General features: G+C 64.3%; 22 protein-coding genes. 17 read left to right on the top strand and 5 right to left on the bottom strand.

Annotation, left to right across the window (positions count from 1 at the left end; translation table 11 throughout):
* Positions 1 to 99 precede the first annotated feature (99 nt).
* From AKJ09_RS07290 to AKJ09_RS07260, 8 genes are read left to right on the top strand one after another with little or no spacing between them, the layout of a single operon-like run.
* Positions 100 to 1,239: a hypothetical protein gene (locus AKJ09_RS07290; RefSeq protein ID WP_146646467.1), complete on the top strand. Its 1,140-nt coding sequence runs from the start codon at positions 100 to 102 to the stop codon at positions 1,237 to 1,239.
* A gap of 28 nt (positions 1,240 to 1,267) precedes the next feature.
* Positions 1,268 to 1,918 (top strand): RNA polymerase sigma factor, encoded by a 651-nt coding sequence (locus tag AKJ09_RS07285; protein ID WP_146646466.1) that lies wholly within the window; start codon positions 1,268 to 1,270, stop codon positions 1,916 to 1,918.
* Positions 1,919 to 1,944: 26 nt separating this feature from the next.
* The gene (locus tag AKJ09_RS07280) at positions 1,945 to 2,655 is read left to right on the top strand and encodes a hypothetical protein (protein ID WP_146646465.1); all 711 of its coding nucleotides are present in this window, start codon (positions 1,945 to 1,947) and stop codon (positions 2,653 to 2,655) included.
* Entirely contained in the window at positions 2,652 to 3,863 is a 1,212-nt protein-coding gene (locus AKJ09_RS07275; RefSeq protein ID WP_146646464.1) for a hypothetical protein, read from the top strand. Before AKJ09_RS07280 ends, AKJ09_RS07275 begins: the two co-directional genes overlap by 4 nt.
* The gene (locus tag AKJ09_RS07270; RefSeq protein WP_146646463.1) at positions 3,860 to 5,089 is read left to right on the top strand and encodes a beta propeller repeat protein; all 1,230 of its coding nucleotides are present in this window, start codon (positions 3,860 to 3,862) and stop codon (positions 5,087 to 5,089) included. The genes AKJ09_RS07275 and AKJ09_RS07270 overlap by 4 nt, the downstream gene beginning before the upstream one ends.
* Entirely contained in the window at positions 5,086 to 6,435 is a 1,350-nt protein-coding gene (locus AKJ09_RS52755; protein ID WP_169927339.1) for a hypothetical protein, read from the top strand. The genes AKJ09_RS07270 and AKJ09_RS52755 overlap by 4 nt, the downstream gene beginning before the upstream one ends.
* Positions 6,410 to 7,789, top strand: coding sequence for an RCC1 domain-containing protein (locus AKJ09_RS07265; RefSeq protein WP_169927338.1), 1,380 nt, complete (start codon positions 6,410 to 6,412; stop codon positions 7,787 to 7,789). The genes AKJ09_RS52755 and AKJ09_RS07265 overlap by 26 nt, the downstream gene beginning before the upstream one ends.
* A gap of 11 nt (positions 7,790 to 7,800) precedes the next feature.
* Positions 7,801 to 9,585, top strand: coding sequence for an IgGFc-binding protein (locus AKJ09_RS07260; RefSeq protein ID WP_146646461.1), 1,785 nt, complete (start codon positions 7,801 to 7,803; stop codon positions 9,583 to 9,585).
* Positions 9,586 to 9,590: 5 nt separating this feature from the next.
* Here the strand turns inward: AKJ09_RS07260 and AKJ09_RS07255 are convergent, their stop codons facing one another.
* Positions 9,591 to 10,232: a glutathione S-transferase family protein gene (locus tag AKJ09_RS07255; RefSeq protein WP_146646460.1), complete on the bottom strand. Its 642-nt coding sequence runs from the start codon at positions 10,230 to 10,232 to the stop codon at positions 9,591 to 9,593.
* A 56-nt stretch (positions 10,233 to 10,288) separates the two neighbouring features.
* Positions 10,289 to 11,152 (bottom strand): helix-turn-helix transcriptional regulator, encoded by an 864-nt coding sequence (locus tag AKJ09_RS07250; protein WP_146646459.1) that lies wholly within the window; start codon positions 11,150 to 11,152, stop codon positions 10,289 to 10,291.
* Between the two features lie 96 nt (positions 11,153 to 11,248).
* On the opposite strand from AKJ09_RS07250, the gene AKJ09_RS07245 reads away from it, so the two are divergent.
* Both AKJ09_RS07245 and AKJ09_RS07240 read left to right on the top strand, forming a co-directional pair.
* Entirely contained in the window at positions 11,249 to 11,725 is a 477-nt protein-coding gene (locus AKJ09_RS07245; RefSeq protein WP_240488407.1) for a helix-turn-helix transcriptional regulator, read from the top strand.
* A gap of 47 nt (positions 11,726 to 11,772) precedes the next feature.
* Complete coding sequence (locus AKJ09_RS07240; RefSeq protein ID WP_146646458.1) at positions 11,773 to 12,168, top strand: VOC family protein; 396 nt, start codon at positions 11,773 to 11,775, stop codon at positions 12,166 to 12,168.
* A 1-nt stretch (position 12,169) separates the two neighbouring features.
* Here AKJ09_RS07240 and AKJ09_RS07235 read toward each other — a convergent pair whose 3' ends face one another.
* On the bottom strand, positions 12,170 to 12,676 hold the full coding sequence (locus AKJ09_RS07235; protein ID WP_146646457.1) for a DUF2199 domain-containing protein: 507 nt from the start codon (positions 12,674 to 12,676) through the stop codon (positions 12,170 to 12,172).
* Between the two features lie 76 nt (positions 12,677 to 12,752).
* Between AKJ09_RS07235 and AKJ09_RS07230 the strand changes: the two genes are divergently transcribed.
* From AKJ09_RS07230 to AKJ09_RS07200, 7 genes are all read left to right on the top strand, one after another.
* A complete protein-coding gene (locus tag AKJ09_RS07230; RefSeq protein WP_146646456.1) occupies positions 12,753 to 13,685 on the top strand; it encodes an RNA ligase family protein in 933 nt (310 codons plus the stop codon).
* Between the two features lie 223 nt (positions 13,686 to 13,908).
* Entirely contained in the window at positions 13,909 to 14,454 is a 546-nt protein-coding gene (locus AKJ09_RS07225; protein ID WP_146646455.1) for an RNA polymerase sigma factor, read from the top strand.
* Positions 14,451 to 15,299, top strand: coding sequence for a zf-HC2 domain-containing protein (locus AKJ09_RS07220; RefSeq protein ID WP_146646454.1), 849 nt, complete (start codon positions 14,451 to 14,453; stop codon positions 15,297 to 15,299). Before AKJ09_RS07225 ends, AKJ09_RS07220 begins: the two co-directional genes overlap by 4 nt.
* Positions 15,296 to 16,894: a caspase family protein gene (locus AKJ09_RS07215; protein ID WP_146646453.1), complete on the top strand. Its 1,599-nt coding sequence runs from the start codon at positions 15,296 to 15,298 to the stop codon at positions 16,892 to 16,894. The genes AKJ09_RS07220 and AKJ09_RS07215 overlap by 4 nt, the downstream gene beginning before the upstream one ends.
* A gap of 312 nt (positions 16,895 to 17,206) precedes the next feature.
* A complete protein-coding gene (locus AKJ09_RS07210) occupies positions 17,207 to 18,049 on the top strand; it encodes a hypothetical protein (RefSeq protein ID WP_146646452.1) in 843 nt (280 codons plus the stop codon).
* Between the two features lie 345 nt (positions 18,050 to 18,394).
* Entirely contained in the window at positions 18,395 to 19,645 is a 1,251-nt protein-coding gene (locus AKJ09_RS07205) for a sodium:proton exchanger (RefSeq protein ID WP_146646451.1), read from the top strand.
* Between the two features lie 240 nt (positions 19,646 to 19,885).
* Entirely contained in the window at positions 19,886 to 20,560 is a 675-nt protein-coding gene (locus AKJ09_RS07200; protein ID WP_146646450.1) for a hypothetical protein, read from the top strand.
* A gap of 88 nt (positions 20,561 to 20,648) precedes the next feature.
* Here the strand turns inward: AKJ09_RS07200 and AKJ09_RS07195 are convergent, their stop codons facing one another.
* Together AKJ09_RS07195 and AKJ09_RS07190 are read right to left on the bottom strand one after the other, a co-directional pair.
* Positions 20,649 to 21,665, bottom strand: a complete 1,017-nt coding sequence (locus AKJ09_RS07195; protein ID WP_146646449.1) for an alpha/beta fold hydrolase — start codon at positions 21,663 to 21,665, stop codon at positions 20,649 to 20,651.
* A gap of 206 nt (positions 21,666 to 21,871) precedes the next feature.
* Positions 21,872 to 25,396, bottom strand: coding sequence for an FG-GAP-like repeat-containing protein (locus tag AKJ09_RS07190; RefSeq protein WP_169927337.1), 3,525 nt, complete (start codon positions 25,394 to 25,396; stop codon positions 21,872 to 21,874).
* Positions 25,397 to 25,524 lie beyond the last annotated feature (128 nt).

Raw genomic sequence — 25,524 nt, 5'->3', positions numbered from 1 at the left:
AATATCATCGACGGCGATTCTTCCCCTTGCTCTGCGCGCCGCGTTCCGCCCGCGTCTCCAAACGTTGCAGCATCGCCTGCACACCGATAATCAAGAGCGATGTTCCCGGCCGGGCGGGCAAAGCGGACCTCGCGTCAGGCACGAAGGAGCCTGACCGCGGCCGTCATCGCGTTCGTGGCGCATGCGCGCCTCGCCTCGGCCGAACCTTCTGCGTCGATTTCCCCGGACAATACGCTCGAGCTCTCGTGGGAAGCTCCCGGATCGTGTGGGACTGCCGAGAGCGTTCGACGAGACGTCGAGCGCGTCGCGGGGCAGAGCGGAGAGGTCCAACGCAAGGTACGGGCGCATGGCGAGGTGAGAGGGACGGGGAGCGCATGGGCCATCGAGCTCACGCTGGTCACCGACACTGGACGCTCCACGCGAACCCTGACGGCGTCGACATGCCGTGCCCTCGCCAATGCCACGGCCGTCGTGATCGCGTTCACGATGACATCCCCCGAATCCGACGTCGGGCCTGCCCCGGCCGCCGTGGAAGCGCCTGCGGATGGTGGGGCCCACGTCGAACCACCGCCACCTGCCCGCACGCATGATCAGGGCTCGAAGAGAATGCCGAGCCTCGTGCGGAAGGCCGCTCCTGCTCCCTTGCCGTATGTTGGGCCGACCGTCGGTCTCCTCGCGCGCGTCGATGTCGGTACGCTTCCAAGTGTCGCCGTTGGGCCAGGCGTGCTGTTGGGCTGGCAACCGGGGCCACTCCTCCTGGAAGCGAGCCTCGGAACGCTCCTCGACCAAGACCGCGAGATCGTCCCTCCGACGGGGCGTCGCGCGACGATCTCGCACGCGGACTTCTCCGCTTTGTTCGCGAGGATTGCCCTCTGTCCTGCAGCTCCGGGCTTCTCCCTTGCGAGGCAGAGCCTCCGCCTCCTGCCCTGCGCGGGCTTCGGCGCCGTGCAAACGCGCGTGACCAGTCATGCGCGAGCGCCAGAGCTCGCCGGCACCTTCGGTTCGGACGTCGCCCGGGACGCGACGACTGACGGCTGGTTCGGCAGCATCTTCGTTGGGCCGCGTTTGAGGTTCACGAAGGGGTGGTTCGCCATGAGCGCCCAGGCCGACGTGGCGGTACCTTTTCGACGACAGGCGTTCGTGCTCAGCGACCGCGACGCGCAAGCGCTGACTGTCCATCAGACCGGTGCCGTACTCGCGGGACTGTCTTTTACGGTCGAGCTTCTGATTTTCCAGTAGTTCGGTTGCCTGCCGGTCATCGTTAGGCGTGCCGAAGTTGCTCGGTCACATACTCGCGCCCGCTGCGCCCGCCCCTGTCATCGAGGCGGAGCGAACGGCTTCACCGCGTTTTACGGCCGGGGACGCCGCGTTGCCATCCGCTTCGTTCGATGCCTTCTATCGAGACACGTGGCGGTTCGTCTGGCGTTCCCTCGGTCGCCTCGGGGCACCTCAGTGGGCCATGGAGGACTTGTTTCAAGAGGTCTTCCTCGTCGTTCATCGCCGGCTACCAGACTACGAACCACCGTCCGAAAACGCGGATCTGGCGGCGCGTGTCTGGGTGTTCCGGATTCTTCGCTTCGTCCTTCGCTCCCATCGCAGGGGGAGTCACCGCAAGGGCGCACCGTTTCATTCGGATGCCATCGATCTCGACGCGGTGCCTGGCGCGACGGAGACCCCACACGTCATCGCCGAGCGTTCGGAGCGCGTGCAACTTCTCTATGACCTGCTCGACACCCTGGACAGCGAGAAGCGCGAGATCTTCGTCCTCGTCGAGCTCGAAGGGCTCACGGCGCGCGATGCCGCGTCGGCCCTCGCCTTGAACGAACGCACGGCTCGAACACGCCTGAACGCCGCTCGCGCGGACTTCAAGAAAGCATTCGAACGTCATCGCGCGCGCGATGAGTGGAGGCTCAAGTGAGCTCGTCGAAAGACATAGACGAATTCTTGCAAGAAGCACGAACCTGGGACGAGCCTCACGAGGAGAGAGGGGAGGCGCTTCGGGAGCTCGTCGACCACCGCATCGCAACCGGGAGCGGGGGCGGCCTCGTCTCCGATGCCTCGTCGTCCTTTGGCCGGCGGCTGTTCTCGCTTCGCTTTGCCGGTCCCGTCGGCCTGGCGTGCTTAGCGCTCTTCGTGGGAGCGTTTCGCGGCAGCCTCTTGCTCGCGCCAGCCGCGAGCAGCGTCTTGTCGCCGAGCGCTCCCTCGTCGGAGGTGACGCTCGGCGAATCGCCGCCACCGAGCTGCCCGCTCGAGCCGCCGACCAGCGGCGAGCCTGAAGCGCTCATCGATGTGCGCGACTTGCCGAACGCGCCGCGACCGACAGGCCTCCACTCACCTTCGTCGAAGAAGCCCAACGCGATCGACACTTCGCTCGAATCGCTCGAATCCCTGGAAATCGAGACGAAAATCCTGCGCGAGGCGCGCGCCGCTCGTCTCGCCGGGGCGGCGTCGCGCTCCTTGTCGCTCACGGCCGAGCACGAAGCACGTTTTCCGAACGGAGCCCTCGCTCCCGAGCGGGATGCGGAGCGCATCAGTGCTCTCTGCGCACTCGGGCAGCGAGAAGAAGCTCGCCGCCGCCTCGCCAATTTCGAGCGTCGTTGGGCGTCGTCGTCGCTCCTCGATCGCGTTCGCACCTCTTGTGGGCACACTCCATGAATCGATTCATCGTCTGCGCGCTCACGAGTGGGGCCTTCATCTCGATCAGCGCCATCATCGCCTGCAGCACGACCACCCGCCCCATCGGCGAGGTGGTCGAAAACGCTCCGCCCTCGTTTACCGCCTCTGACGGCGGCGACGGCTCGACGGCCGAAGCGCCCGACGCGGCGAGCGAAGTGCTGTCGTACTGCCCGTCCGACCACTGCCCGACGGAATATGCGACCTGCCCAACGTCGGACTTCCCCTGCGACGTCAACCTACTAACCGATCCAAAGAACTGCGGAACGTGCGGGCATGCCTGCCCGACGAGCGGCATCGGCTCCGAATCGTACGAATGCATCGATGGTCGATGCGCCATGGTCTGCAGCAGCGGCCGATTCGATTGCGATGGCATTCCTGACAACGGATGCGAATCCTCACCGTGGGATCAGGACTCGTGCGGAAAGTGCGGAGTCGTCTGCTCCGATCCGACCAAACCATGCCTCCTGCAATTGGGAACCGTCGGTAAAAACATCAAGGCATGCGGTTGCCTCGCCGGCCAATATTGCCAAGGGCAATGCGTCGATACGACGACCGCAGACAGCAACTGCGGAGGATGCGGTCAGGCCTGCCCGCGAAATGGGGACGGCGGCACGGTCGATCCTAGCCTGCACATGTTCTACGGGTGCAGCAACAGCGAGTGCGGCCACATCAAATGCGAAAGTGGCTGGGCCGACTGCGATGGCAGCCCGGCAAACGGATGTGAAACGAACATGCTGTCGCCGAACTCCTGCGGCGACTGCAACAACATCTGTGCGGATGGTCAGTTCTGCAAGAAAGATAGGTCCATAACCGGATATCCGCCTCAATGCATGTGCCCCGAAGGCAAGTCCTTCTGCGCTTATCCGTACGACACGGTCAGCGGGACCTGCGTCGACTTCTCCTCGGATTCGTCCAACTGCGGTGGGTGCAACGTCACCTGTGCGGGGTCCGTCGGCGCGGCGGGCAAGTGCATCAAGGGTAAGTGCAAATTGGATTGCGTGGACGGGCGGGCGGACTGCAACGGAAACGATGCCGACGGCTGCGAGGTCAAAGTCGACACCGATCCGCACAATTGCGGCGGCTGCGGGATTGTCTGCGACGCGATCGCAGGCCAAGCGTGCGTGCAGGGGCGGTGCGCCGTCGAGCCGTGTTCCGAGGTCGATGGCGGAGAGGTGGTACCGCGATGAACATCCGCTGGATGGCCCTCGTTTTCGTTCTCGGCGCGTGCGCTTCCACGCAGTCCGACCCCGGGGTCACCGATGACGCCCATCCGATTCCGCCGGAGCCGGAGCCAACCCCGACGACGGCAAGCGACGGAGGGCTCGACGCAGCTCCCGAGTTCGACGCCGGACCGTGCGAAGACTGCGAATACTTTCCCGCCGCCTGCTCGGCAGACGCGTTCTGTCCCAACGGCCCCTCCGGCACCGATCTCGGTGACGCGAGCGTCGACCCTCTCCTGACGATAAGCACCATTCGGGGTCGTTCGGGGAAGGACGTTTGGGCCGTGGGCACGACGGGAACCATCCTCCACTTCGACGGTACGGCGTGGAGCCGGTCGGAGCTCGGCAGCCTCGAAACGTTGCGCGGGCTCTGGTTGCGCGACGGCGGCGAGGTCGTGCTCGCACCGTCGTGGAATGTCTATACCCGCAATCTCGACCTTCCCGATGCGGGAGCGGACGGCGGCGCGACGCCCTCGGCGGGCGGCTGGACGCTCACTCCACCGGCGCTTGCGAGCGAGTTGAACTCCTACCGCACCTACGCCCCCCTCGCTTACGTGTGGAGCGCGCCGGGCTCGCAGTGGCTTTGGACACTGACGTCGCTCGTCGGACAGACGAACTTCAAGACGACCGGTCTCTGGCGCGCACACCAATTGCCGTCCAACAAGTTCGCATTCGAGGCCGGTGTGTCCACGGCGACGTGTACGGACAATGGCTGCATGCGAATGCGTGGCATCCATGGCGCTTCGGCCGACGAATTGTGGGCGGTCGGCGAGTCGGGGGCGGCGATTCTCATCCTCGGCGCAGAGGGGAATACGCCGACCGTCAAGGGCTTCGACTCACGGACGTTGAACGCGCTCCACGCCGTATGGGCCGCGTCCAAGTCCGACGCCTGGGCCGTGGGTGCGAAGGGAACCATCCGCCACTACACGGGCGATCCTACCCACTGGGACGTCGTCTCGGACGTTCCGACGGACGAGACGCTCCGGGCGGTGTGGGGCTTCTCCGCCACGGACATCTGGGCCGTCGGCGACGCCGGCGTCGTCATCCACTACGACGGAACGAGCTGGTCTCGCGTGAAGGTTGCCGGACTCGGGAAACGACGTGCGAATCTGACGGCGGTTTGGGGGCCGGAGGCAGGTCACGTTTGGGTTGGAGGCGAGGGCACGATTCTCTCGCTCGGAGGAAAGCCATGAGGGCGACGCTTCTCGTCTGCTGCGGCTCGCTCGCACTCGGAGCGACAGTCTCGGTCGTGGCCTGCGCGACCGCCGCCACCGAACCTTCGACAACTCCGGCTCCTCAGCCCGATTCGGGAGAAGTCGCGCTCGAACCTACCGATGGCGGACAGAATGAGGCCGCCGCCGATTCCGACGCCGATGCGGCCCCTGTGGCGGTCGGACCGACGTGCAGCGATGCGGGATGGTGCACGACGAGCCTTCCCGACGACGGGCTCGTCTTGAAGGACGTCTGGGCTATCGGCAGCCGCGCGTTCGCGATTGCGTACAGCAAGGTTCTCGGCGCCAAGGTTCTGGAGTGGGTGGCCGCAGAATCCTCGTGGAAATACATCGACGATGGCACCCAGAACGAAGCATTGCCCAGGTACGTCGGACGAATCTGGGCGCCCAACGAGAACGAGATCTACTACGGAGTGGACCCAGGCTACATCTATCACGGCACGCGTTCCACATCGCCCGCGACGACGTGGTCGTGGGCCCGGCAAGCACTCAAAGACAACAGCCACGCCGACTATGTCGATCCGAAAGATGGGTATCCTTATTACAACGCCCTGGATCCAAATTACGCCGGATCGGGAGTCAATTACCCAACGCTCGGAGTCTGGGGAACGAGCGCCGACGACGTCTACGCCTGGTTCACGAACACCGTCTATCACCTGACCAAGGTCGGCGGCGCAGCCCAATGGGTGCCCGAATACACGGCGGACGATCCTTCCGCGGCGAACGAGCACATGTACTTCCTCGCGGCCGCGGGGACCGGGCCCGACGATGTCTGGTTCTCCGGTACGAGAACGAGAAGCCCTTCGAGCGCGTCCTGCGCACTGCTCGTGCGCAAGACAGCCGGCAGCTACCAGCGAATCGCCGACGGCGTTCTCACCAGCGACTGGGCTTATTGCGCAGCCAGCGCAGGGTATTTGCTCATCGGCGGCACCCAAGGGTGGCTCACCGACATTCATACACCGTCGGCAGACCGCGTCATCGGCCTCAAGGGCGCTCGCGACATCATCAATGTGTCCGTAACGGACAGCGGCTATTCGGCCACCGTTACGTCTGCCCCCAATAAGATTGCCAATAGCAGCGTCCGGTTCAACTCTCTATGGGCGGCGTCCGGAAGCATATGGCTGAGCGGACTCGGGATCATTCTCCGGACGCCGGATGATGTCTTGGATGGAGGTGCATTCCAAATATCGACGGTTGCAATGGCCGGGGAGCCTCTCAGTCGACAAATCTACCAAGTTCGTGGCACCTCCGATTCCAATATCTGGGCCATTGGGGACAGAAATGCGCTTCACAAGACGACTCCTTGACCGATATTCACTCGGCACGCTGCTGCTTCTGTCGGCGACGTGCGGAGCCGCGGCGAGTTGCTCGAGTTCCGACGATGGATCCGAGATCGCCTCCGCCGACGCCGGTGCGGAAGCGACCGGCGATGGGGCTGCACCGGCGTCCGACGCTGAGGCGGAGGACGTGACGACGCGTGACGTGATGCCACCGCCCTTCGACGGAGGCCCTCTTCCAGTGGCGTGCAGCGCGGACTCCTGCGCGACCGCATTGGTGACGACGCTCGGGCTTGACAACACCGATCGCGGAGAAGGCTATTGCGCCCTTCGTCACGATGGCGCCGTCGTGTGTTGGGGGGCGAACGCGGCAGGACAGCTCGGGCGTGGCAATGATGGCGGCACGTCGGACAGTCCGACGCCCATGCGCGTCGCGAACCTCCCGGAGATCGAAGAGCTCCGTCACACGTGCGCGGTCGACAAGAGCGGGGCCGTCTGGTGCTGGGGCACCGGCCCGTATCTTCGCGATGGCGTCGCTCAGCGCACGACCGAACGAATCCCTATCAAGCTGCCTCTTCCGGCCGCTACGCACGTGGAGGTAGGAACGGACGTCGGCTGCGTGTCGAACGCCGATGGGCTGGTCTGCTGGGGAAAGAACACGAACGCGCAGCTCGCGCCGTTCTCGGAGCTGCCGTCGTCCGGGGTCAGTGCGCCGCGTTCGATCACGCTACCCGACGGACTGCCTATGCGTGAGTTTCTCGTGAGTCGGGCGTCGTTCGTCGTTCGGGACGACGGTACGACCTTGAGCTGGGGCATGAACTCTCCGCTCGCGCGAGCTTCGTCGCTGAACCCCGATCCGTACCCCGGTCCGATTGCAGTCACGGGCGTCTCTTCCATCGACCTCACGAATGAGACGGGGTGCGTGACGTCCAGTGGCATTGGTTACTGTTGGGGAGATGTAGAGATCCGCGATTTCTTTGGATCCATCGTCAAACCGCTCGTTCGGTTCCTTCCGGAACCGGTCGTGGCGCCAGAGCCGCTCGTTCAGATCTCGACCACGAGGTTGTGGGTCGACACGGTCCAGAGCACATCGACGGTTCGACGGCAGCGATGGTGTGGCGTCAGCGGACAGGGCAATGTGTATTGCTGGGGAGCCAATGACAGCGGTCAGGCCGGCGACGGCACCAAGGATTACGCCTACTCCGCAGTCAAGGTCCAAGGTTTGCCGACGACCGCAGCACAGGTAAAGACGATGACCGACTCCACCTGCGCGCTCTTGACGAACGGTAAAGTGTATTGTTGGGGGTCGAATTTTTATGGGCAAGCGGGAAACGGCAAGCCCCGCGTTCCGAATCTGGTTCCGGAAGAAGTGGTGCTGCCATGAGACGATTGCCAATGAATCGCCAGCTTTTCTCGGCAATCGCCGGTATCACGCTCGCTGCGGCCTGCATCGAGGCGTGCTCGGACGATCGCGGGGGCTTCGTCGAGCCCGCCCAGGGAACGTTCGCCGACGCTTCCACGCTGGATGCGGCGGACGCGCCGGTGTGTGGTCACCAATGTTCGCTCGACGGCCGCTCGGTGATCGATGTCTGCACGGGCGCTGTCGTCGAAAATTGCCCCAACGACCTCGCGTGTGGGGCTGCGGCATGCCAGGAACCATGCGCGGCGGCGGCCGCCGATCGAAGCTCGAACGGCTGCGATTTCTATCTTCAAATGCCGCGCGCGGACAAGCGGTACCCGCACAGCTGCAATGCGGCGTTCATCGTCAATACCTCGACTCAACCCGCCGAGGTGACGCTCGAACGTGAAGGGAAAGAAATCGACATTTCGAAGTCGATTTTCCGTACGAACCCGGGCAGCGCGGCGCTCGTTGCTCACACCGGAGCCATTCCCCCGGGCGAGAGCGTCATTCTCTTCCTCTCCGACTCCCCACTGCCCGTCGCGGACACGTCGTATGTGAGGTGTCCGCTCGGGGTGGTGCCTGCGACCACGACTGACACGGTCCCTGGCAAGACCGGAATCGGAACGTCATTCAGGCTGACGGCGAATATCCCCGTGGCACTGACATCGATGTATCCGTTCGGTGGAGCCGCCTCCTACTACCCCACGGCTACGCTCGTGCTGCCGGTTGCCACATGGGGAACGCAGCACATGATCGTCAACGGATGGGGAACGAGCACGGCGGGCGATCCGTCGGTACAGATCGTAGCTTCGGAGGACGATACCGAAATTACCATCGTGCCGACAAATGACATCGTGAAGGGGCCGGGCGTCGTGTCGGCCCTCGCGGGCCAGCCCGTAAAATACAACCTGTCGAGAGGGCAGCATTTGCAGCTCGTCCAGACCGAAGAGCTCTCCGGGAGCATCGTGACTTCGGACAAGCCGACAAGCACCTTCGGCGGCAATTCGTGCGCGTTCGTTCCGTCGAACTCGAGCGCGTGCGATATCCTCTTTCAACAAATTCCGCCGTTCGATCAATGGGGTTCCGAATACGTCGGAGTGGGCTACCGACCACGACTCGGCAACGAGCACGAGCCGATGCCGTATCGAATCGTCGCCGCGAGGGACGGCACGGTCCTCGAGTACGATCCGGAGCTCCCGGCCGGCGCGCCGACGACGATGAACGCCGGCGAGGTCGCCATCTTCCGTCACGGAACGGGCGATGGGTTCGTCGTCCGAACGCAGGATTCCGAGCATCCCATCTACGTGTCCGCACACATGACCGGCGGCGCCGCTGACTTTTCTGGCCGAAGCTACGGCGGCGCGGGCGACCCGGAGTTCGTCAACGTCATTCCGGCGGCGCAGTATTTGAACTCTTACAGCTTCTACGCCGATCCCACGTATGCGGAGACCGCGATCACCATCGTCCGGCGGAAGATCAACGGTGCGTTCAAGGACGTATGGCTGGAGTGTGCGGGCACGCTGACGACGTGGAAGCCCGTCGGAACTCGGGGCGAGTACGAGTTCACGCGGGTAGACCTGGCGCGCCAGGGCGGGCCGGGCGACAGGTTCGGAGACGGCGATGCCGCCACGGTTTGCCAGGCCGGGCTGCAGCGCATGCGAAGCGAAGGCCCTTTCACGGCCACGGTGTGGGGCTGGGACTCGTATGCGAGCTACGCCTATCCCGGTGGAACGGCCCAGCGGAAGCTCGTCGATACGCCGCTCGTGCCGCTCAAATGACCTGGTCAGATCAACATCGGAGCCAAATCCGGGTCGCCTTTGGACATGGCTCGCTGGTAGGCGGGCCGGGCGCCGATGCGCTGGAGGTAGGCCAAGATGTTGGGATAGGGCGCGAGATCGACGGGATGGAACAGGCGCATCGTGGTGAGTGAGAAAACGCTCATGATGTCTGCCGCGGTGAATTCGGCGCCAGCGAGGTAATCGTTGTGGGCCAGCCGTTCGTCGATCAGTGCGAGCACCATGTCGAGTCGCTGCCGCACCGCCGCACGAAGCGGATGGTCCGCCGCCAGCCCGCAGCGACCCACGGTCATCGAACGGAAGAGCGCGGGTTGAAGGTTGCCATTGGCAAAATGGAACCAATAGAGATATGGCGCGAAATTGGGGTGATTCGATTCGTGTCGTAAATGTCCGTGACCATATCGAGCAAGAATGAATTCTGCGATGGCACCCGATTCGGCGAGCAGCATGCCGTCGACCTCGACGAGCGGCGCGGCGCCGAGCGGATGCAGCGCCTTGAGCTCCGGCGGCGACATGCGCGTGACGGGGTCGCGTGTGTATTTCACGAGCTCGTAGGGAATGGCGAGCTCTTCGCATAGCCAGACGATTCGTTCCGATTGCGAATGACCGAGATGATGGACTTTCAGCATGAACCTCTCTCCTTGCGAGTAGGTTGAAGTCACGCGCAGACCTTCGTTCGAAGGTGCTAGACGGTGCTGCGCTTGCGACCGCGGTGTTCTCCGCGAACGTCGGTGGGCAGGTAACCGAAGCGCGCGCGGAACCGCGCGGTAAACCGGGAAGGCGACGCGTATCCGGTGGCCAACGCCACCTCGAGCACCGAGGTATCGGTGTTCTGGAGCAGCGTCAGCGCGTGGGACATGCGGACGTCTTGCACGAGGTCGCGAAAGGCGATTCCTTCCGCCGTCAGTCTTCGCCGCAACGTCGGAACGCTCGTCGCGGTCTCGTGCGCGACCGACTCCATCGACCATTCGGCGGATGGATCCGACGAGAGAAGACGCCGAATCCGCTGACCGAGCGATGCGGGTGCGGGCTGGGAGAATCGAAAGGCGCGCTCGCCGAGCCAGAGCAAGACCTCCTCGAGGCGATGCGTGGCAATGCTCGCCGGCAGGTCATCGGCTTCCCCGAGACTGTCGAAGGCGCGGTAGAACGATGCGCGAAACGACTCGTTCAACGCCTTGTGGTGAGCCACGCGCGGGCTCGAATGTCGCGGGACAGGACGGATCACGTCGAGCAGCTCCGGGCACCAACAAATCCAGAGGGCCCGATAGGCGCCGCTCGGACCCGGCGTATTCGAGATGTCGACCACTTCACCCGCCTGCAGCGAGATCGCCTCTCCTGCGCTCGCGATGCATTCGCCCCCCGACCAGCGAATCCGCTTCCGCCCTTCTTCGACGAGGATGAGCGTCGCCTGGTCGACCACGACTCGTCGCGACGTCAGATCCGAGCGCTGGACGATGTGCCCGGCCGCGCCCACGTCGGCGCGTGCCAGGACCAAGCGTGGCCCGGATGCGAGCCGAACCGTGCTGGTGTCGTTGACGTCCGCTGCCATGTCTCGGGCCTTTTTTGCCACCAAAACCGCGCCCGATCGCGCCTTCAGCGCTCAATCTTCGTGCCGATTCGCTCACGCTAGCTCTGACCATCCGCGATGACCACGGCTATGCTTTGGCGCATGGTGCTCGACAGCGGGACCTTCCGGCGCCTCTGCCTCGCGCGCGACATGCTCGCGGAGATGGGCGAGGTGCCGCTGTCGATCCCCGACGTGGCTCGGGAGATCGGCATCTCTCCTTTCCACTTCATCCGGCGCTTCGACGCCTTGTTCGGAGCAACGCCTCACCAGTACCGGACGCAACTGCGCATCGATCGCGCGAAGGAGCTCCTGGCGTGCGGCCAGTACTCGGTGACCGAGGTCTGCATGGAGGTCGGCTTTTCGAGCCTCGGCAGCTTCAGCGACCTGTTCGCGCGTCGCGTGGGAGAGACGCCCTCGGCCTACCGTCGCCGAGCTCGCTCGTTGGTGCAGGTCCCGACCACCATGGCACGCGCATTGGCCCCCGGATGTCTGAGCTTGATGCTCCACCTGCCCGCATCAGCGTTTCGCGCGTTTCGCAATTTTCGAGAAGCGTGACGCGCGGACGTCAGCGAGATTGTCGATCGAACCCAAGGAGGCCTTCGATGCGAATCAAGCTGAACAGTATCATGGTCGACGATCAGGACAAGGCGCTGCGCTTCTATACGGACGTCCTCGGCTTCGTGAAGAAGAACGACCTTCCCGTCGGCGAGTACAAGTGGCTAACCGTCGTCTCGCCCGAGGGCCCGGACGATCTCGAGCTCGTGCTCGAACCCAACGCGAACCCCGCGGCGAAGGTGTTCCAAAAGGCCTTGTTCGAGCAGGGCATTCCGCTCACGGCGTTCGAGGTGAGCGACATCCACGCGGAGTTCTCTCGCCTCAAAGCGCTCGGGGTGACCTTCACCATGGAGCCCACCAATGCCGGCCCGGTCACCATCGCCGTCTTCTCCGATACGTGCGGGAATCTGATTCAGATCTATCAGCCACCCGCGGCTCGGTAGATCAGCCGTGCATGAGTCGCTCGACGATGGCACGGGCGCGGGCGAGCGTAATGCCGGCGTGCTGGTCCACCGCGAGTGGGTGATCGGTGGGCGCCAGGACGATCCATGGCCGGTCGCCCACGGGTTGGGTGTGAACCATCGTCTCGAGGTTGAGGGTTGGTACGCCGTAGACCTGGGCGAGGTCCGTGGAGAGCCAGCCGAACATCGGCGGTTCCGCTTCGCGTCCGACCTGCTCCCAGAGCTCGGACGTGCGAAGGAAGTTGCTGCGGCTCAGCGAGACCCAGACTCCCCATGTGAAATGGTCGTCGGTATCGCGGATGGGTAGCCGGAGGAGTCCGCGGATGAAGAAGTGCTCTTCTCCGATCACGCATTGATCTTCCGATAGCTCGCTCTTCGGATCGCTCGCGAGCGCGTCCGACCAATAGGCCGGCGCCCGCGCGTGGAACGACGTCGGCATATCGTCGTGCTGCTGGCCACAAGATCCACAGGCGTATTGCCCTAGACTCACGACCGGCGAGCCTACCAAATCCAGGGGTTGCGGTCGTCGTGATTGGGCGCCATGCTCGGCGTTGGAAGCGAGCGCGATGGATCACCGGCCGTATCCGAAGATTCCGAAGCGCCACGACGGCGTTCGCCGGGCGCCCGGGGGACCGTGGGTTGCGACCGAGAAGATCCACGGGGCCAACCTCGTCGTGGCCACCGACGGGACTCTCGCCAGGGTCGGCAAGCGAAAAGTGTTCCTCGCGGACGACGAGCCGTTCTTCGGCTGGCAGCTCGTTCGCAGTCACCTCACCCAGGCGGCGCGCGCGATCCACGCCGCGCTGGGCGCTAAGGAGATCGTGCATCTCTATGGCGAGATCTTCGGCGGCGGCTATCCACATCCTGACGTCGTGCCCATGCGCGGTATCGTCGCCGTGCAGACGGGTATTTGGTACGCGCCGGACATTCACTTCGCGCTGTTCGACGTCGTTCGTGGCGATGAGTTCCTCGCCCACTCCGAGGTCGAAGCGCTCGCGGCTGAGCACGGTCTGTTCGTCGTGCCGCTCCTCGGACGCGGGGTGCGGGCCGAGCTCGAGGCTCTGCCGGTCCGGTTCCCCTCACGCGTGGCGTCGCTCCTCGGATTGCCTTCGCTCCAAGACAACATCGCCGAGGGGTTCGTCCTCAAGCCTGATGCTCGGGCGCACGTCGACGAACGCTACGTCGTGAAGTGGAAGATCGCCGAGTTCGACGAGGCGCAATTCGACGAGAGCGTGCCGTTCGACGCGGCAGCGACGATCGATGCCGCCGAGTTCGCTCGGCTCGCGACGCGCATGGTGAACCACGCGCGCATCGCGTCCGCACGATCGAAGGTGGGGACGAATGTCGACGCGATCGTGGACGAAGTCGTTCTCGACGTGCTCGTCGATCTCGAAGCCGCCTTCCCTCGAGCCTTTGCTTCGCTCGACGGGCGAGCGGAGGACGCGTTGCGCACGCACATCGAGTCGCTCGCCGCTTGTTTGTCCGTTTCGGATTCGTGATCACGAAGGCGCGACGTGAAGGGACGGCGTGAAGGCGCCCGATTCTAGCTCGTTTGTCCGACCGCGCCATGGCAACCCGGTGAGTTCGGGCCATCGCGAGACGTGAAGATTCTTTCGTCCATCGACGGGCGCCGGTTCGTTCGAGCCGACAGGCCGGCAAGGGCGCCGGTCCGAACTATTGTCGGCCGTGAATCTTGCACTACAACGAGGCTTCCCTTGGGTGATGATGCTGCCACGAACGAGCCAGCCGGACTTCCTCGAGCGGTTCCACGCCGGCGAGCATGCCGTGATCGAGGCCTGCTATCGGGAGCATGGCGCGTCGGTCCTCGCCGCGGCGACGAGGATCCTGCCCACCATCGATGCCGAGGCAGTGGTGCACGACGTGTTCTATCGTCTGCTCACGGATACGGGGATGCGCTCGGCGTTTTCGGGAGGCAACCTCGGTGCGTGGCTTTCACGCGTGGCCACCAACGCGGCCATCGACGTTGCCCGAAGAAGGCGGCGCGAGACCAGCCTCGAGTCCGTGCCGGAGCCAAGGGCGCCGGCGCCGGTCCTGGAAGAGATTTCCGCACGGTCCATCGTCGACCGCTTTCGTGACGAGATCCTTCCCGAGAAATACAGAGGCGTCTTCGAAGCGCGCTTCGTGAAGCAGCTCCCGCAGAGGGAGGCCGCCGCAACGCTCTCCATGCAGCGATCGACCCTGGCCTACCAAGAGGAGCGCATCCGCGAAATGCTGCGCAAGTTCGTCCTCGGAAAGGACGCGTCATGAGCTCGCCCACCTGCGCGTTTCTTCCTCGGGTGGACGCCCACTTCGAGATGAGCATCTCCCCATCGGAGGAGCACGAGCTGCGTGATCACCTCGAGGGGTGCTCGGCCTGCCGTACGCGTTACGAAAAGCAGCTGCTCTTGGCCTCGCTCGACGCGAACGCGCCGCCGCCCCATGCGCGACTCGGCCGGGCGCTCGGGTTCGCGGTGGAAGACGCCGTTGCGAGCCAAGCGCCCGTCGAATCGACAAAAGACCAAGGGGCGCCGCGGTCACTTCGACTCGTGCGTAGGCTGGCACCGTTGTCGGTCATCACGGCTGTTGCCGCCGCGTTCGTTCTCTACGTGCGCGGAAGCTCGGAGCAGGGATTCACCGCGCGCGGCCGTGGCGATACGATTGCCTCGTCCCGCGGGATTGAGACGGCCGGCATCCTCCACGTCTATCGAGCACCTTCGGCGGCTCCTGCCGGTTCGCAAGGCACGTTGGTTCCCGTCGTCGACGCCGTGCGCGCCAACGAGTCGCTGGCCTTCGGTATCGTCAACGCCGACGACGCCTCGCACGTGATGATCTTCGGAGTCGACGAGTCCTCGCGCGTGTACTGGTTCTACCCGGAGTGGACCAACCCCGCCGAAACGCCTTCTGCCGTCCCGATCACGAAGGATCGAGCGCTCCACACCATGCCCGATGCCATCACCCATCCCTACGCGGGTCGAGAGCTCCACGTTCATGCGCTCTTTTTGAATCATGCAGCGACGGTGAAGGAGGTGGAGGCTCGCCTCGTCTCACCGGCACGGCCCCTCGCGCTCGCAGACGGGCACGACTACGTGCTGTCGTTCGAGGTGACGCGATGAGCGCAGCGTTGCGGCTCGTGGCGAGCGCTCTCTTCGCTACCTTCACCTTGGTCGGTTGGATCAGCACCGCACATGCGGAACCACCGGTGTCGAAAGCCGGCGGGAGCGCCACGTTTGCCGTGATCGTCGGCAACAACCGCTCGGTGGACGAAGGCGTGACGCCGCTTCGATATGCCGACGACGATGCGGCTCGATACCAAGATCTCTTTCGAAGGCTCGGTGCGCGCACGTATCTCTTGACGCGTCTCGACGACAACACACGCGCCCTCCACCCGCAGGCGGCCGCAGAAGCCGGAGAGCCTCGGCGCGCCACGTTCGATCGCGTCATGACGGATCTCGCGCGTGACGTTTCGCAGGCGGCGTCGCGTGGCGTGGCCACGGTCGTGTACTTCGTCTACGCAGGACACGGAGACGTGAAGAACGGCCAGGGCTACGTCACACTGGAAGACGCGCGGCTCACCGGACCAGAGCTCCTTCACGCGTTCTCCAAGGTGCCGGCCACTCGGATCCACGTCGTCGTGGATGCGTGCGCATCGTACTTCCTTGCCGTGGGACGGGGGCCCGGCGGGGAGCGCCGACCGCTCGGCGAGGTCCGCGCGGCAAGCCTCGGCGACGACCCTCGTATCGGGATGCTCCTCTCGACTTCCTCCGCGCGAGAGAGCCATGAATGGGAAGGTTTCGAGGGCGGCGTTTTCAGCCATGAGGTTCGCTCGGGGCTCTACGGTGCCGCCGACGCCGATCGCGACGGAGAGATCACGTATCGCGAGATGGCAGCCTTCGTCGCGCGGGCGAATGCGGCGATTCCGAGCGAGAAGTATCGACCCGACGTCTTCGCGCGCGCGCCTCAGGGCACGTCGACGCTGGCCGATATTCGTGAGGGCCTACGGCGACGTGTCGTGATCGACGGATCCCACGCGGGGCACTATGTCCTCGAGGACGGACGCGGGGTTCGCATTGCGGACGCGCACAACGCGAGTGGACTGGAGATGTCGCTCATCGCTCCGGTGTCGCCGGCGCCGGTTTACCTACGCCGTATCGACGACGAACACGAATACGCGCTTCCACGAGAGGGAGAGGTGTTGGCGCTCGCCGATCTGCCCGTGGCCGAGCGCACGACGCTCGCGCGAGGCGCCGCGCACGATTCGTTCGGCCTCGTCTTTTCGCTGCCGTTCAGCCAGGCCGACGTTTCCTCGTACACACCGGCGCTGTCCGTGCCGCCATCGCCCTCCGAGGATTCGACTCGGCGCGCGGACTCGAAGGTCGGGTGGCGTCGCCCGCTTGCGTACGGAGCGCTGGGCCTCTCGGTGGTGGGCGTGGGCGCGGGCGTCACCACGCTCGTCATGGCCCACGGCGAATCGAACGGCAGCTCGTCCGCAGAAAGTCAGAAGAGCGCCATCGAGCGAAACGACCGCATCGCGACGCTCAATACCGCTTCTGCGATATCCTTCGCGGCGGGCGGTGTGTTCGCGGCGGCATCCGCGTTCCTGTTTCTTTGGCCTGGGGCGCCTGCGCGCGCATCCGCACCTGCGGCCTCGCTCGTTTCGGTGTCGCCCGAGTCGAATGGATTCCGAGCCATGGTGAGAGGAACATTTTGAAACGCGGTTCGTCCATCCGTGTGGCGTCGTTCGTCGTGGGCCATGAGCATGGTGCGATCGGTTTCGATTCTCTCTCTGAGTATTCTGGCTCTCGCTGCATGTGCAGGGGCGGTCAGCGTGTCGGATCGCCCCTGTCCGTGCGCGGACGGTTGGGTGTGTTGCCCCGGTGCCAACGTGTGCGCTTCGTCGGAGGCGGCGTGTGGCGCCACGAAGGGAGCGGACGCAGGCGGACTCGCCCCTGACGCGCAGTCTTCCGATCCCGGCGATCTCCCAACGACACGAAGGCTGGCGACTGCGCAGTCTGCGCGAGCCATGATTGCCGACGAGACGCACGTCTACTGGCAGAACGTGGACGGGCAAGTCGTGCGCGCCAAGATCGATAGTGGCGAGATCGAGACGATGGCGGGTGGTGGCCAGCTCTCGGCCGGCTCACCGTGCGCGCTCGCGCTGGCGAGCGGGACCGTCTACAGCGCGGGCGACTTCGTGGTGCACGCAACGGACGTGCACTCGAACGGCGATGGTACGTTCGGCACGTCGAGCGAGCATGCTGCAGAGGGGATTCACACGACGAACGGTTTGGCGGCCGACGCCGACCAACTCTACGTCGCCGAAGAAGGTGCCACGGCCAGTCCGCCGAGCGGCGCCATCATCGCGGTGGCGCTCACGCCCTCGCACCCGCGACACTACGTCAGCAACGGCCTCGTCTCACCGTCGCGCCTCGCCCTGGACGCGACGTCGGTTTACTGGGTGACCGGAGATGGCGCCGTACAGAGCGCGCCCAAGAAGACGAGCGGAAGCGCCGTCCAAGCGCAGACGCTTCCGGCCATCGACTCTTCGCAGGTGAGGGTGGTTGCGACGGGCAGCGGTCGGCTCTTCATCGGCACGGGTATCTCCGTCGTGAGCACCGACACCGCGGGTGGCTCGCAAAGAACCCTAGCGACCGACGCGCAGGGCCTCTATCCGACCGCGTTCGCCACGGACGGGACCACGCTCTGGTGGGCAGCTTCGGCCACCATCTCGAAGGTCGCCACGACCGGTGGCAGTTCGTCGGTCGTGGCGCAGGAGACGGACGGCTCGATTGTTGGCTTCGCGGCGAATGCCAAATACGTCTTCTGGTCGAATTCGAAGAACGAGGTTTGGGTCGCTCCGCGCTGACATCGAAGGGCGGTGGCGCGCGATCGCGATCGCGCTCGAGCTCGATCGGAACGCGAGCGTCGCTCGAAGCCTTGCGCTGGTGGAATATCCTTGCGCACGACCGTTCGCGATGCCAGGTTGAGGCTGCGTAAGGGGAGTAGTTCCGTCACCACCGAGAAGAACGGTGACGCGGGTGGATCGACATACTGGCTTTTGGTTCTGGGGTATTGGCCCTAGCGCATTGGCCCGGTCCCCCACCTCGAACTCGAACTCGAGCCGAGGCGAACGAGACCTTCGACCAGGAATCAACCTGGCCGAGGTCTCGTGCCTTCAGGCATCCGACATTCGGCCGAACTCAGGTGCCGAATGTCGAGAACGGTCTGGAAAATAGCCCTGGTTGTCGCGGTTGCGCTCCCGAGCTTGGGGGTGCGGTTGGCTGGGGTTGCGCTGAGTCCGGCGCACGCCATCGTCGTGTTCGGAGCAGCCGTGGTGGCGGCGTCCTTCCTGCTCGCTTGGGCGGCGGAGGTTGCTCAGCTCGACATCTCGGCGAGCTTTGCAACGGCGCTCTTGGCCCTGATCGCCGTGTTGCCGGAATACGCGGTCGACCTCTACTTCGCGTACACCGCGGGGCATCGGCCGGCCTATGCCGCCTATGCCGCTGCGAACATGACAGGGAGCAATCGGCTGCTCATCGGCATCGGTTGGCCGCTCGTGGCCATTCTCTTCGCCGTTGGTCTCCGGAAGCGTCGAGAGCCTCGACGGCCCGTGGTGCTCCGCCCACGTCGACGACTCGAGCTTGGGTTCTTGGCGGTCGCCGGACTTTATGCGCTGCTCATCCCGGTCAAACGCTCCTTGAGCATCGTCGACGCCGTGGTTCTCCTCGCTCTCTTCGGTGGGTACCTGTGGCGTACGTCTCGGCAGGAGCAGGAAGAACCGGAGCTCCACGGCACGCCCGCCGAGATCGGCCAGCTCGCGGCGCCGATCCGACGCACCGTCGTCGTGGCATTCTTCGTCGGCGCGGCGGCCCTCATCGCCCTCGCGGCCAAGCCGTTCGCGGATGGCCTCGTTCACGGCGGACGGCAGCTCGGCGTCGACGAGTTCCTTCTCGTTCAGTGGCTCGCGCCATTGTCCTCGGAGGCACCGGAGCTGATCGTCGCTGGCATCCTCGCCCTCCGAGGAAACGACGAATCAGCCCTGGGTACTCTGCTGTCGTCCAAAGTGAATCAGTGGACGCTGCTCGTGGGGAGCCTACCCATCGCGCACGCCTTCGGCGGCGGTGGGCTCAGCCTCCCTCTCGATGCCCGTCAGAACGAGGAGTTCCTCCTGACGGCTGCCCAAGCCCTCTTTGCGCTCGCGCTGCTCCTCGGACTTCGGCTTCGGGCCCTCGAGGCCGTTCTTCTCTTCGTCACGTTCGCCGCGCAGTTCTTCTTTCCTCAAGAGGGCGTGCGACTCGTCTTTGCCGGCGTGTACGGACTGCTCGCGCTCGTCCTCCTCGCGTTGCGCTGGAAGAGCATCGGCCCGACGTTCCGCGCGCTCCTGCGCAATCCCGAGGACGCACCCTCGGCACCATCGCCCCCGCGGCGCGAGCTGGATTACTCGCGGCCACCGCGAGCCTGACGACGAGGACGTGAGCGTCAGCCTGCTTCCGGCCCTCGTCCACGGCGAGCCAAGACGGTGCGAACAAATCGGCCGACTTTCGCGGTGAAAATTTGGCGGTGAAACGAAAACGATCGCTGGGGGCGCTACAGTCCGTCTACGACTCGTGTCTGACGAATGATCGCGAGGCGATCGTGCACTCGAGACCCACTGCGACGGGCGACCAAGCCACCCGTCGAACGAAGCGAGGAGGACGCTCCAATGTTCTGTGAGTCCCCGAAGATCAAGTGGAAGAAGCTGCCTTTCAAGAAGGCAAACAAGCTGTACAACCTCGGGAACGTGACGGGCGGCGCGATCGACCCCACGGAGCAGGAGATCTGGCCCGAGGAGGAGCCGGCTTACTTCATTCACGAAGGCGACGTCGTGTCGAATGGGCCGGCCATCTTCGGCGCGGAGGACGACGAGGACGCCACGGCGTACGTCATCGTTGGCGATTTGAAGGTCAATGGCCCGCTGATCGTCTTCCAGGGCGACTACTGCGGTGTCTTGATGGTGACGGGGTCCGTGAGCTGCACGGACTGTCTCGTCGCCGATGAGGGCCACCTCGTCGTCGGTGGTCGACTGTCGGTGACGAATACGCTGACCACGTCGCTTGGCCAGATGGGAGCACTCTACGCGGGCGAGCTCGTCTCCACGGATTGGCTCGAAACGCGTGACACGGGCCTGGTGAAATTCGGCAAGGCGCCTACGGCCCGCTTCCGTTACCTCGACCCGATGAAGCTCGGAAGTTGGCCGCCGTCCCGTCGAACCGAGGGCAGCTCGACCATCGACTTCACCCATGCTTCTCCAGCGAAGGTGCTCGTCGAAGCGGACCACCGGCTCCTCTGGAACATCAAAGACGCGATGATCGCCGGAAAACCGATCCTCGCGGGGTGACTCGGACGCAACTCGCGTTAGGGGGCGAATCGCGTGAACACGACTGGGTTTCGTCAGCGGGCACTCCGTTGACGAAGCGCCCGAAGCCTCAGAGCTTGTCGACGTCGATCACGGCCTTCGCGAACGCCTGCGGCGCCTCTTGCGGAAGGTTGTGGCCAATGCCGCCCGTGAGCGTTCGGTGCTCGTACTTTCCGGTGAAGCGCTTCGCGTAGGCGCTGGGCTCGGGATGCGGTGCGCCGTTCGCGTCACCTTCCATCGTGATCGTCGGTACGCCAATCGACGGAAGCGCAGCGAGCTTCTTTTCGAGCGCATCGTACTGGGCCTCACCCGGAGCAAGCCCGAGTCGCCAGCGATAGTTGTGAATCGTCACCGGGACGTGATCGGGATTGTCGAATGCCGTGGCGGAGCGATTGAACGTCGCGTCGTCGAACTTCCACTTGGGGGAGGCGAGCTCCCAGATGAGCCGGGCGAAATCGTGCGTGTACTTCGCGTAGCCCGCCTGTCCGCGCTCGGTGGCGAAATAATACTGGTACCACCACTGCAGCTCGGCCTTGGGCGGCAGGGGCGCCTTGTTCAATTCCTGACTACCAATCAGGTAGCCGCTGACGGAGACCAGCCCTTTGCATCGCTCTGGCCAGAGCGCGGCCACGATGTCGGCGGTGCGTGCGCCCCAGTCGTATCCACCGATGATGGCCTTGTCGATCTTCAAGGCATCCAGCAGCGCAGTGGCATCGACGGCCAACGCTGCCTGCTGACCATTTCGCGGCGTGGTGGAGACGAAGCGCGTTCCGCCGTATCCGCGCAGATACGGCACGATTACCCGGTATCCCGCGGCGGCGAGGATCGGAACCACGTCGACGTAGCTGTGAATGTCGTACGGCCATCCGTGGAGCAGCAGCACCGGCCGGCCCGTGGCGGGGCCAGCTTCCGCGTACTCGACGTCGAGCACGCCGGCCCTGATGCGCTTCTTCGAGGCGAACGACGAGCGGCCCGCTTTGGGGGATTGGGCCTGGGCGACGGAAGCTCGGCCGAACGGCGCGACGGCAAGACCAAGAGCCGCTGCCGCCATGAGTTTCCGCCTGCGCTGATCGATGAGCTCCGACATGACCATCCTCTCGGTTGGGCCTGCCGCTAAATGCTGGAGAACCAGCGAAACGGGTCAGCCCGCCGAGAAGATTCTACGAACGATTTGGAAGTCCGCCGCCATTGCTCAGCTCGGCGGTTCGTTCACGCGCGTTCGCCGCACCGCGACGAAGATCCCTTCGGAACCTTCGCCACGGTGGGCGATCTTGTCGTGCGGTGTCGATGTCCTCAGTGCAAGGCGCGAGCAACGTGGACTGTCGGCGAAGGAGACGTCGCAATGGCTACGACGTCGGCAGCGCCGTCTCCGGTGACATCGCCCACCAGGCATTTCTCCGTGGTGGAGCAGAACGACGAGGTCCAGTGCACGGGATCGAGGAAGAACTTGTTGGGGCCGAGCGGCAAGCCACCGAGCGGGCTGAACCCGCCTGCGGCACCGACCCAAACATGACCCCCTGCGTCGTGGGTGAAGGCCACCACGTCGGTCTTGCCGTCATGATCGACGTCGCCGACGCGACATACCTGACCTGCCGGGCAGAAGAAGTTGCTCCAGGGCTCCGCGTCCCCGGCGTTTTGGTTCGTCGAGAGGCTGACCCAGACAATCGGATGGCCGAAGGCGATGAGGTCGGCTCTTCCGTCCGCGTTCACGTCACCGAGCTCACAGTCCTGACCTGTCGTGCAGAAAAAGGAGTGCCAGAGCTGGGGGTGATCCGCGAGCGACCGACCGTGCGAGAGTGACGCCCATACCAGCGCCGATGCGTCGTTCGTGAAGGCGACGAGGTCGGCGAAGCTATTCCCGTCCAAACGAGCAACGCGACACTTCTGCCCACTGATGCAGAAGAAGGTGCTGATGGTGATCGGAGCAAGGAATCCGGTTCCCGCTGGATTGGCGAAAGCCACCCGCACGGCCGCCGTGTCGACGGCGGTGCCGTGAAGAAACGCGACGAGGTCGTCCTTGCCGTCACCATCGATATCGCCGGTTTCACAGACGTTCGAGGACGGAAGAGTGCCCGGACGACAGAACGACGGGAGGTTCGTCTGCAGCACCGGAGTCAAAAAACCGTTCCCTGTCGACTTCGCGACGTAGACGGAGCCGTTCGTGGAGTCGAAGGCGACGAGGTCGGCCTTGTGGTCGCCACTGAAGTCGGCGAGGTGGCACTCCCGTCCGCTTCCGCACACAGTCGTGGGCCAGACCTCTGTGGAGCCGAAGCCCGTATCGATCATCGATTCCGGCGTTGCGAGCTCCGTTGCGCCATTCGGTCCCCAGTGGTCGTAGCAGGCAAGTTGTCCGGGGTTCAGACTGGCGCGCGCTGGTTCCAACCAGCGATAAGGATCATCGCCCATCACGTAGGGGTCGGTGCAGACGTAGTTCTTCAGGATCGTCCGGTCGACGTATGCGCCGACGCCGACGGATTGCTGAAGGAGTCGCGGATGAGGTCCGGTTTCGCTCCAGGCGAGGTCTTCCGGGCGGTAGCACATGAAATCGACGATGCCGTCGCCGGTCCATTCGCCTGCGTAGAGCCTGTTCTCGTCACCGAGGCACCAGCCGGTCAACGACGAGAGCTCGGTTCCGGTGAGATTCGTGCCACGCGTCGACCAGTAGCCGGCAGTGTCGTGACAGATCGAATCGTCCTTGCCGTCGCCGTTCACGTCTCCGCGCACGAGCATGCTGCCGGGACGACTGCACCATTGAGGAGTCGCCGAATATCCCCAGGGATCGCGGTTGGGGATGTAATTCGGGTTGGTGCTTTGACGCCAACGGGCGTCGAGCTCGTCCAACGTGACGAAGACGTATTTGTCGCTACGCGCGCGCAGCTTTTGCACGACCTCATAGAATCGCCTTGGACCGTATTTCCAGCTGATGCCCGGAGCGTGGATGAAGTGCTGGTTGGCGAGCCTCTGCGCTTCGATTTGGCCGACCATCCAATTGACCGCGTCATCGTCTGGGAGCGAATGGTAGCCGAATGAGCCAAGACCCGCGATGAACGGAATCGATTCGTCATTGGTGTTCGTCAGCGCGTGATGGAGACCGGTGGCGCCGACCAACGTGTTCGCGTTCGTGGCGTTGATGCCGTTCATGGAAGACCAGCCGACGGCCATCGTGGTCATGTGCGACAAGCCTGGAAGGATCTGTTCGGCGATGAAGTGTTCGAAGTTCGCTCCACTCGTCCACGAGCCGTTGATGGGGTAGAACGCGGTCGCGTCGAGATCCATGTCGTGCATCCGGACGTTCAGCTTCGCTGCGTTGTCCGCGAACACAGGGCTCTGGCTATGAGAAGCGGCGGAGTAGGGGCACTCGAGCGCGCCGCCAGCCTCGTACCCGTAGCCGCAGAAAGGGGCGGGAATTCCGTCCGGGTCGACGTTGTCGATGTTCTGAAGTTGGTACGAATACCCCAGGCCAGACACCGAGGCGAAGAAGTAGTCGTTCGCCGTCGCCGTCTCGTAGAAATGGCGAATCAGGGCCGGCATGAGGTCCAGCGCCGATACCGACATCGACCATGATACGGGCACCCTTCCACGGAACGGGTCGCCCCATTGAAGCGTCTGAAACCCGTATTGGAGGTATGCCGGGGTGTCGTTGCTATCGACCATCGTCAAGGCGACGTAGGTCGTTCCGGGATCGGTCGATGCGGGCGCGTAGGGCCGTGCACGCGCGCGGGATTGGCGCATGGCCACGTCGTCGTCAACAGTCCGAACTCCGGAATGAAAGCTGTAATTGGCATCGAACCCCATGCCCATCGTAAATTTGCCGTACTCGCTACCCCGCATGACACCTGAATATTCACCCAGTCCGCAGACGCGCGGGCAGGGGTGGGGTTTATCGGGGGCGCATACTTCAGGGCAGACTGGTGAGCTGGATTGCCAGCTCCCCAAGATCGGAATGTTCGGTGGTGTCGAGAGCAGAACGGCGTTCAGGGCCGTATTCAACCGATTGAAGGTCGTGGCGACGCTCGCGCCGTCGTGGATGTGCGGCGCCACCTCGTCGAGACGTCCTGGCCACCATGAGGTGTGGATCGCGTGGGCGATGACGTAGTCGCGAACGAAGAGATTCGAGCTGTCGAAATACAGATTGGCCACTGCTTCATCGGACTGGCTCGGGAGGAACTTTTGGCTGCTCCACTCCTCCGCCGCCGCCGGGTCGAGCATTTCCGGGATCCCTCCGCTGGGCCGCATGTCGTATGCAATGGGCTTGCCCGGTAGAACGGCTTGAATCTGTGCGAGCATCGACTCAGGCACAATCAAGAGTTTCTCTACGCCAGCGGCATTGGTCGCGGCGTTGAGCCGATAGTCGAACCGCTCGGAATCGTCGTCCGTGATTTTCACGGGGATGACCACGAGTCCCGAGATCGAGGCCGCGAACGTCGCGAGCAGGCCCGTCGACGGGCCCGTGCCAATGAGTTGGTTGTAGTCGGCTCCGACCTGCGCCTCGGAGGCGACGACGCCGAGTTGTCGGTAATAGTCGTGTAGGAGTGTGGTCGCGTGGTTCGGCTGATTGTTGTCGAGAAGGTAGAGCCGTGGCTGTGAGCCGTTCACGAGTCCCTGCAACGAGACCATGACCAGCTTGACGTCGATCTCACGGACGGGGACGGAGGCTCCCGCCGGTGCTGGCATGTTCGCGATTGGCTTGCTCAGATCGACGGTCGTAATCGTCGTTGCCGGCTGACTCGATCGCGGGAGGAAGGCGGTTGCTGCGCTCGACACGCTGCTTGCGCTGAGGAGACATATGGCAATTGCAGACGAGAGGATTGTTTTCATGGCACGTATGAATGCTCCGATATGCCGCGCGCATGTCTGGACATGCACGATGAGCGCACTGGAGCATGGCGCCATGACGCGAACATCCCCCTCCAGGGGTATCGAATACGCTTGCGTCGAACGTAAGC

The sequence above is a fragment of the Labilithrix luteola genome, from assembly GCF_001263205.1.
Lineage (GTDB): Bacteria > Myxococcota_A > Polyangia > Polyangiales > Polyangiaceae > Labilithrix > Labilithrix luteola.
This window is presented reverse-complemented; position numbering and strand designations above follow the sequence as displayed.

Excerpts from the sequence above, each read along its gene's own strand:
- AKJ09_RS07290 (WP_146646467.1), top strand. The coding sequence starts at position 100 with ATGTTCCCGGCCGGGCGGGCAAAGCGGACCTCGCGTCAGGCACGAAGG.
- AKJ09_RS07275 (WP_146646464.1), top strand. The coding sequence starts at position 2,652 with ATGAATCGATTCATCGTCTGCGCGCTCACGAGTGGGGCCTTCATCTCG.
- AKJ09_RS07270 (WP_146646463.1), top strand. The coding sequence starts at position 3,860 with ATGAACATCCGCTGGATGGCCCTCGTTTTCGTTCTCGGCGCGTGCGCT.
- AKJ09_RS52755 (WP_169927339.1), top strand. The coding sequence starts at position 5,086 with ATGAGGGCGACGCTTCTCGTCTGCTGCGGCTCGCTCGCACTCGGAGCG.
- AKJ09_RS07265 (WP_169927338.1), top strand. The coding sequence starts at position 6,410 with ATGCGCTTCACAAGACGACTCCTTGACCGATATTCACTCGGCACGCTG.
- AKJ09_RS07260 (WP_146646461.1), top strand. The coding sequence starts at position 7,801 with ATGAATCGCCAGCTTTTCTCGGCAATCGCCGGTATCACGCTCGCTGCG.
- AKJ09_RS07255 (WP_146646460.1), bottom strand. The coding sequence starts at position 10,232 with ATGCTGAAAGTCCATCATCTCGGTCATTCGCAATCGGAACGAATCGTC.
- AKJ09_RS07250 (WP_146646459.1), bottom strand. The coding sequence starts at position 11,152 with ATGGCAGCGGACGTCAACGACACCAGCACGGTTCGGCTCGCATCCGGG.
- AKJ09_RS07245 (WP_240488407.1), top strand. The coding sequence starts at position 11,249 with ATGACCACGGCTATGCTTTGGCGCATGGTGCTCGACAGCGGGACCTTC.
- AKJ09_RS07240 (WP_146646458.1), top strand. The coding sequence starts at position 11,773 with ATGCGAATCAAGCTGAACAGTATCATGGTCGACGATCAGGACAAGGCG.
- AKJ09_RS07230 (WP_146646456.1), top strand. The coding sequence starts at position 12,753 with ATGGATCACCGGCCGTATCCGAAGATTCCGAAGCGCCACGACGGCGTT.
- AKJ09_RS07225 (WP_146646455.1), top strand. The coding sequence starts at position 13,909 with ATGATGCTGCCACGAACGAGCCAGCCGGACTTCCTCGAGCGGTTCCAC.
- AKJ09_RS07220 (WP_146646454.1), top strand. The coding sequence starts at position 14,451 with ATGAGCTCGCCCACCTGCGCGTTTCTTCCTCGGGTGGACGCCCACTTC.
- AKJ09_RS07215 (WP_146646453.1), top strand. The coding sequence starts at position 15,296 with ATGAGCGCAGCGTTGCGGCTCGTGGCGAGCGCTCTCTTCGCTACCTTC.
- AKJ09_RS07210 (WP_146646452.1), top strand. The coding sequence starts at position 17,207 with ATGATTGCCGACGAGACGCACGTCTACTGGCAGAACGTGGACGGGCAA.
- AKJ09_RS07205 (WP_146646451.1), top strand. The coding sequence starts at position 18,395 with ATGTCGAGAACGGTCTGGAAAATAGCCCTGGTTGTCGCGGTTGCGCTC.
- AKJ09_RS07200 (WP_146646450.1), top strand. The coding sequence starts at position 19,886 with ATGTTCTGTGAGTCCCCGAAGATCAAGTGGAAGAAGCTGCCTTTCAAG.
- AKJ09_RS07195 (WP_146646449.1), bottom strand. The coding sequence starts at position 21,665 with ATGTCGGAGCTCATCGATCAGCGCAGGCGGAAACTCATGGCGGCAGCG.
- AKJ09_RS07190 (WP_169927337.1), bottom strand. The coding sequence starts at position 25,396 with ATGAAAACAATCCTCTCGTCTGCAATTGCCATATGTCTCCTCAGCGCA.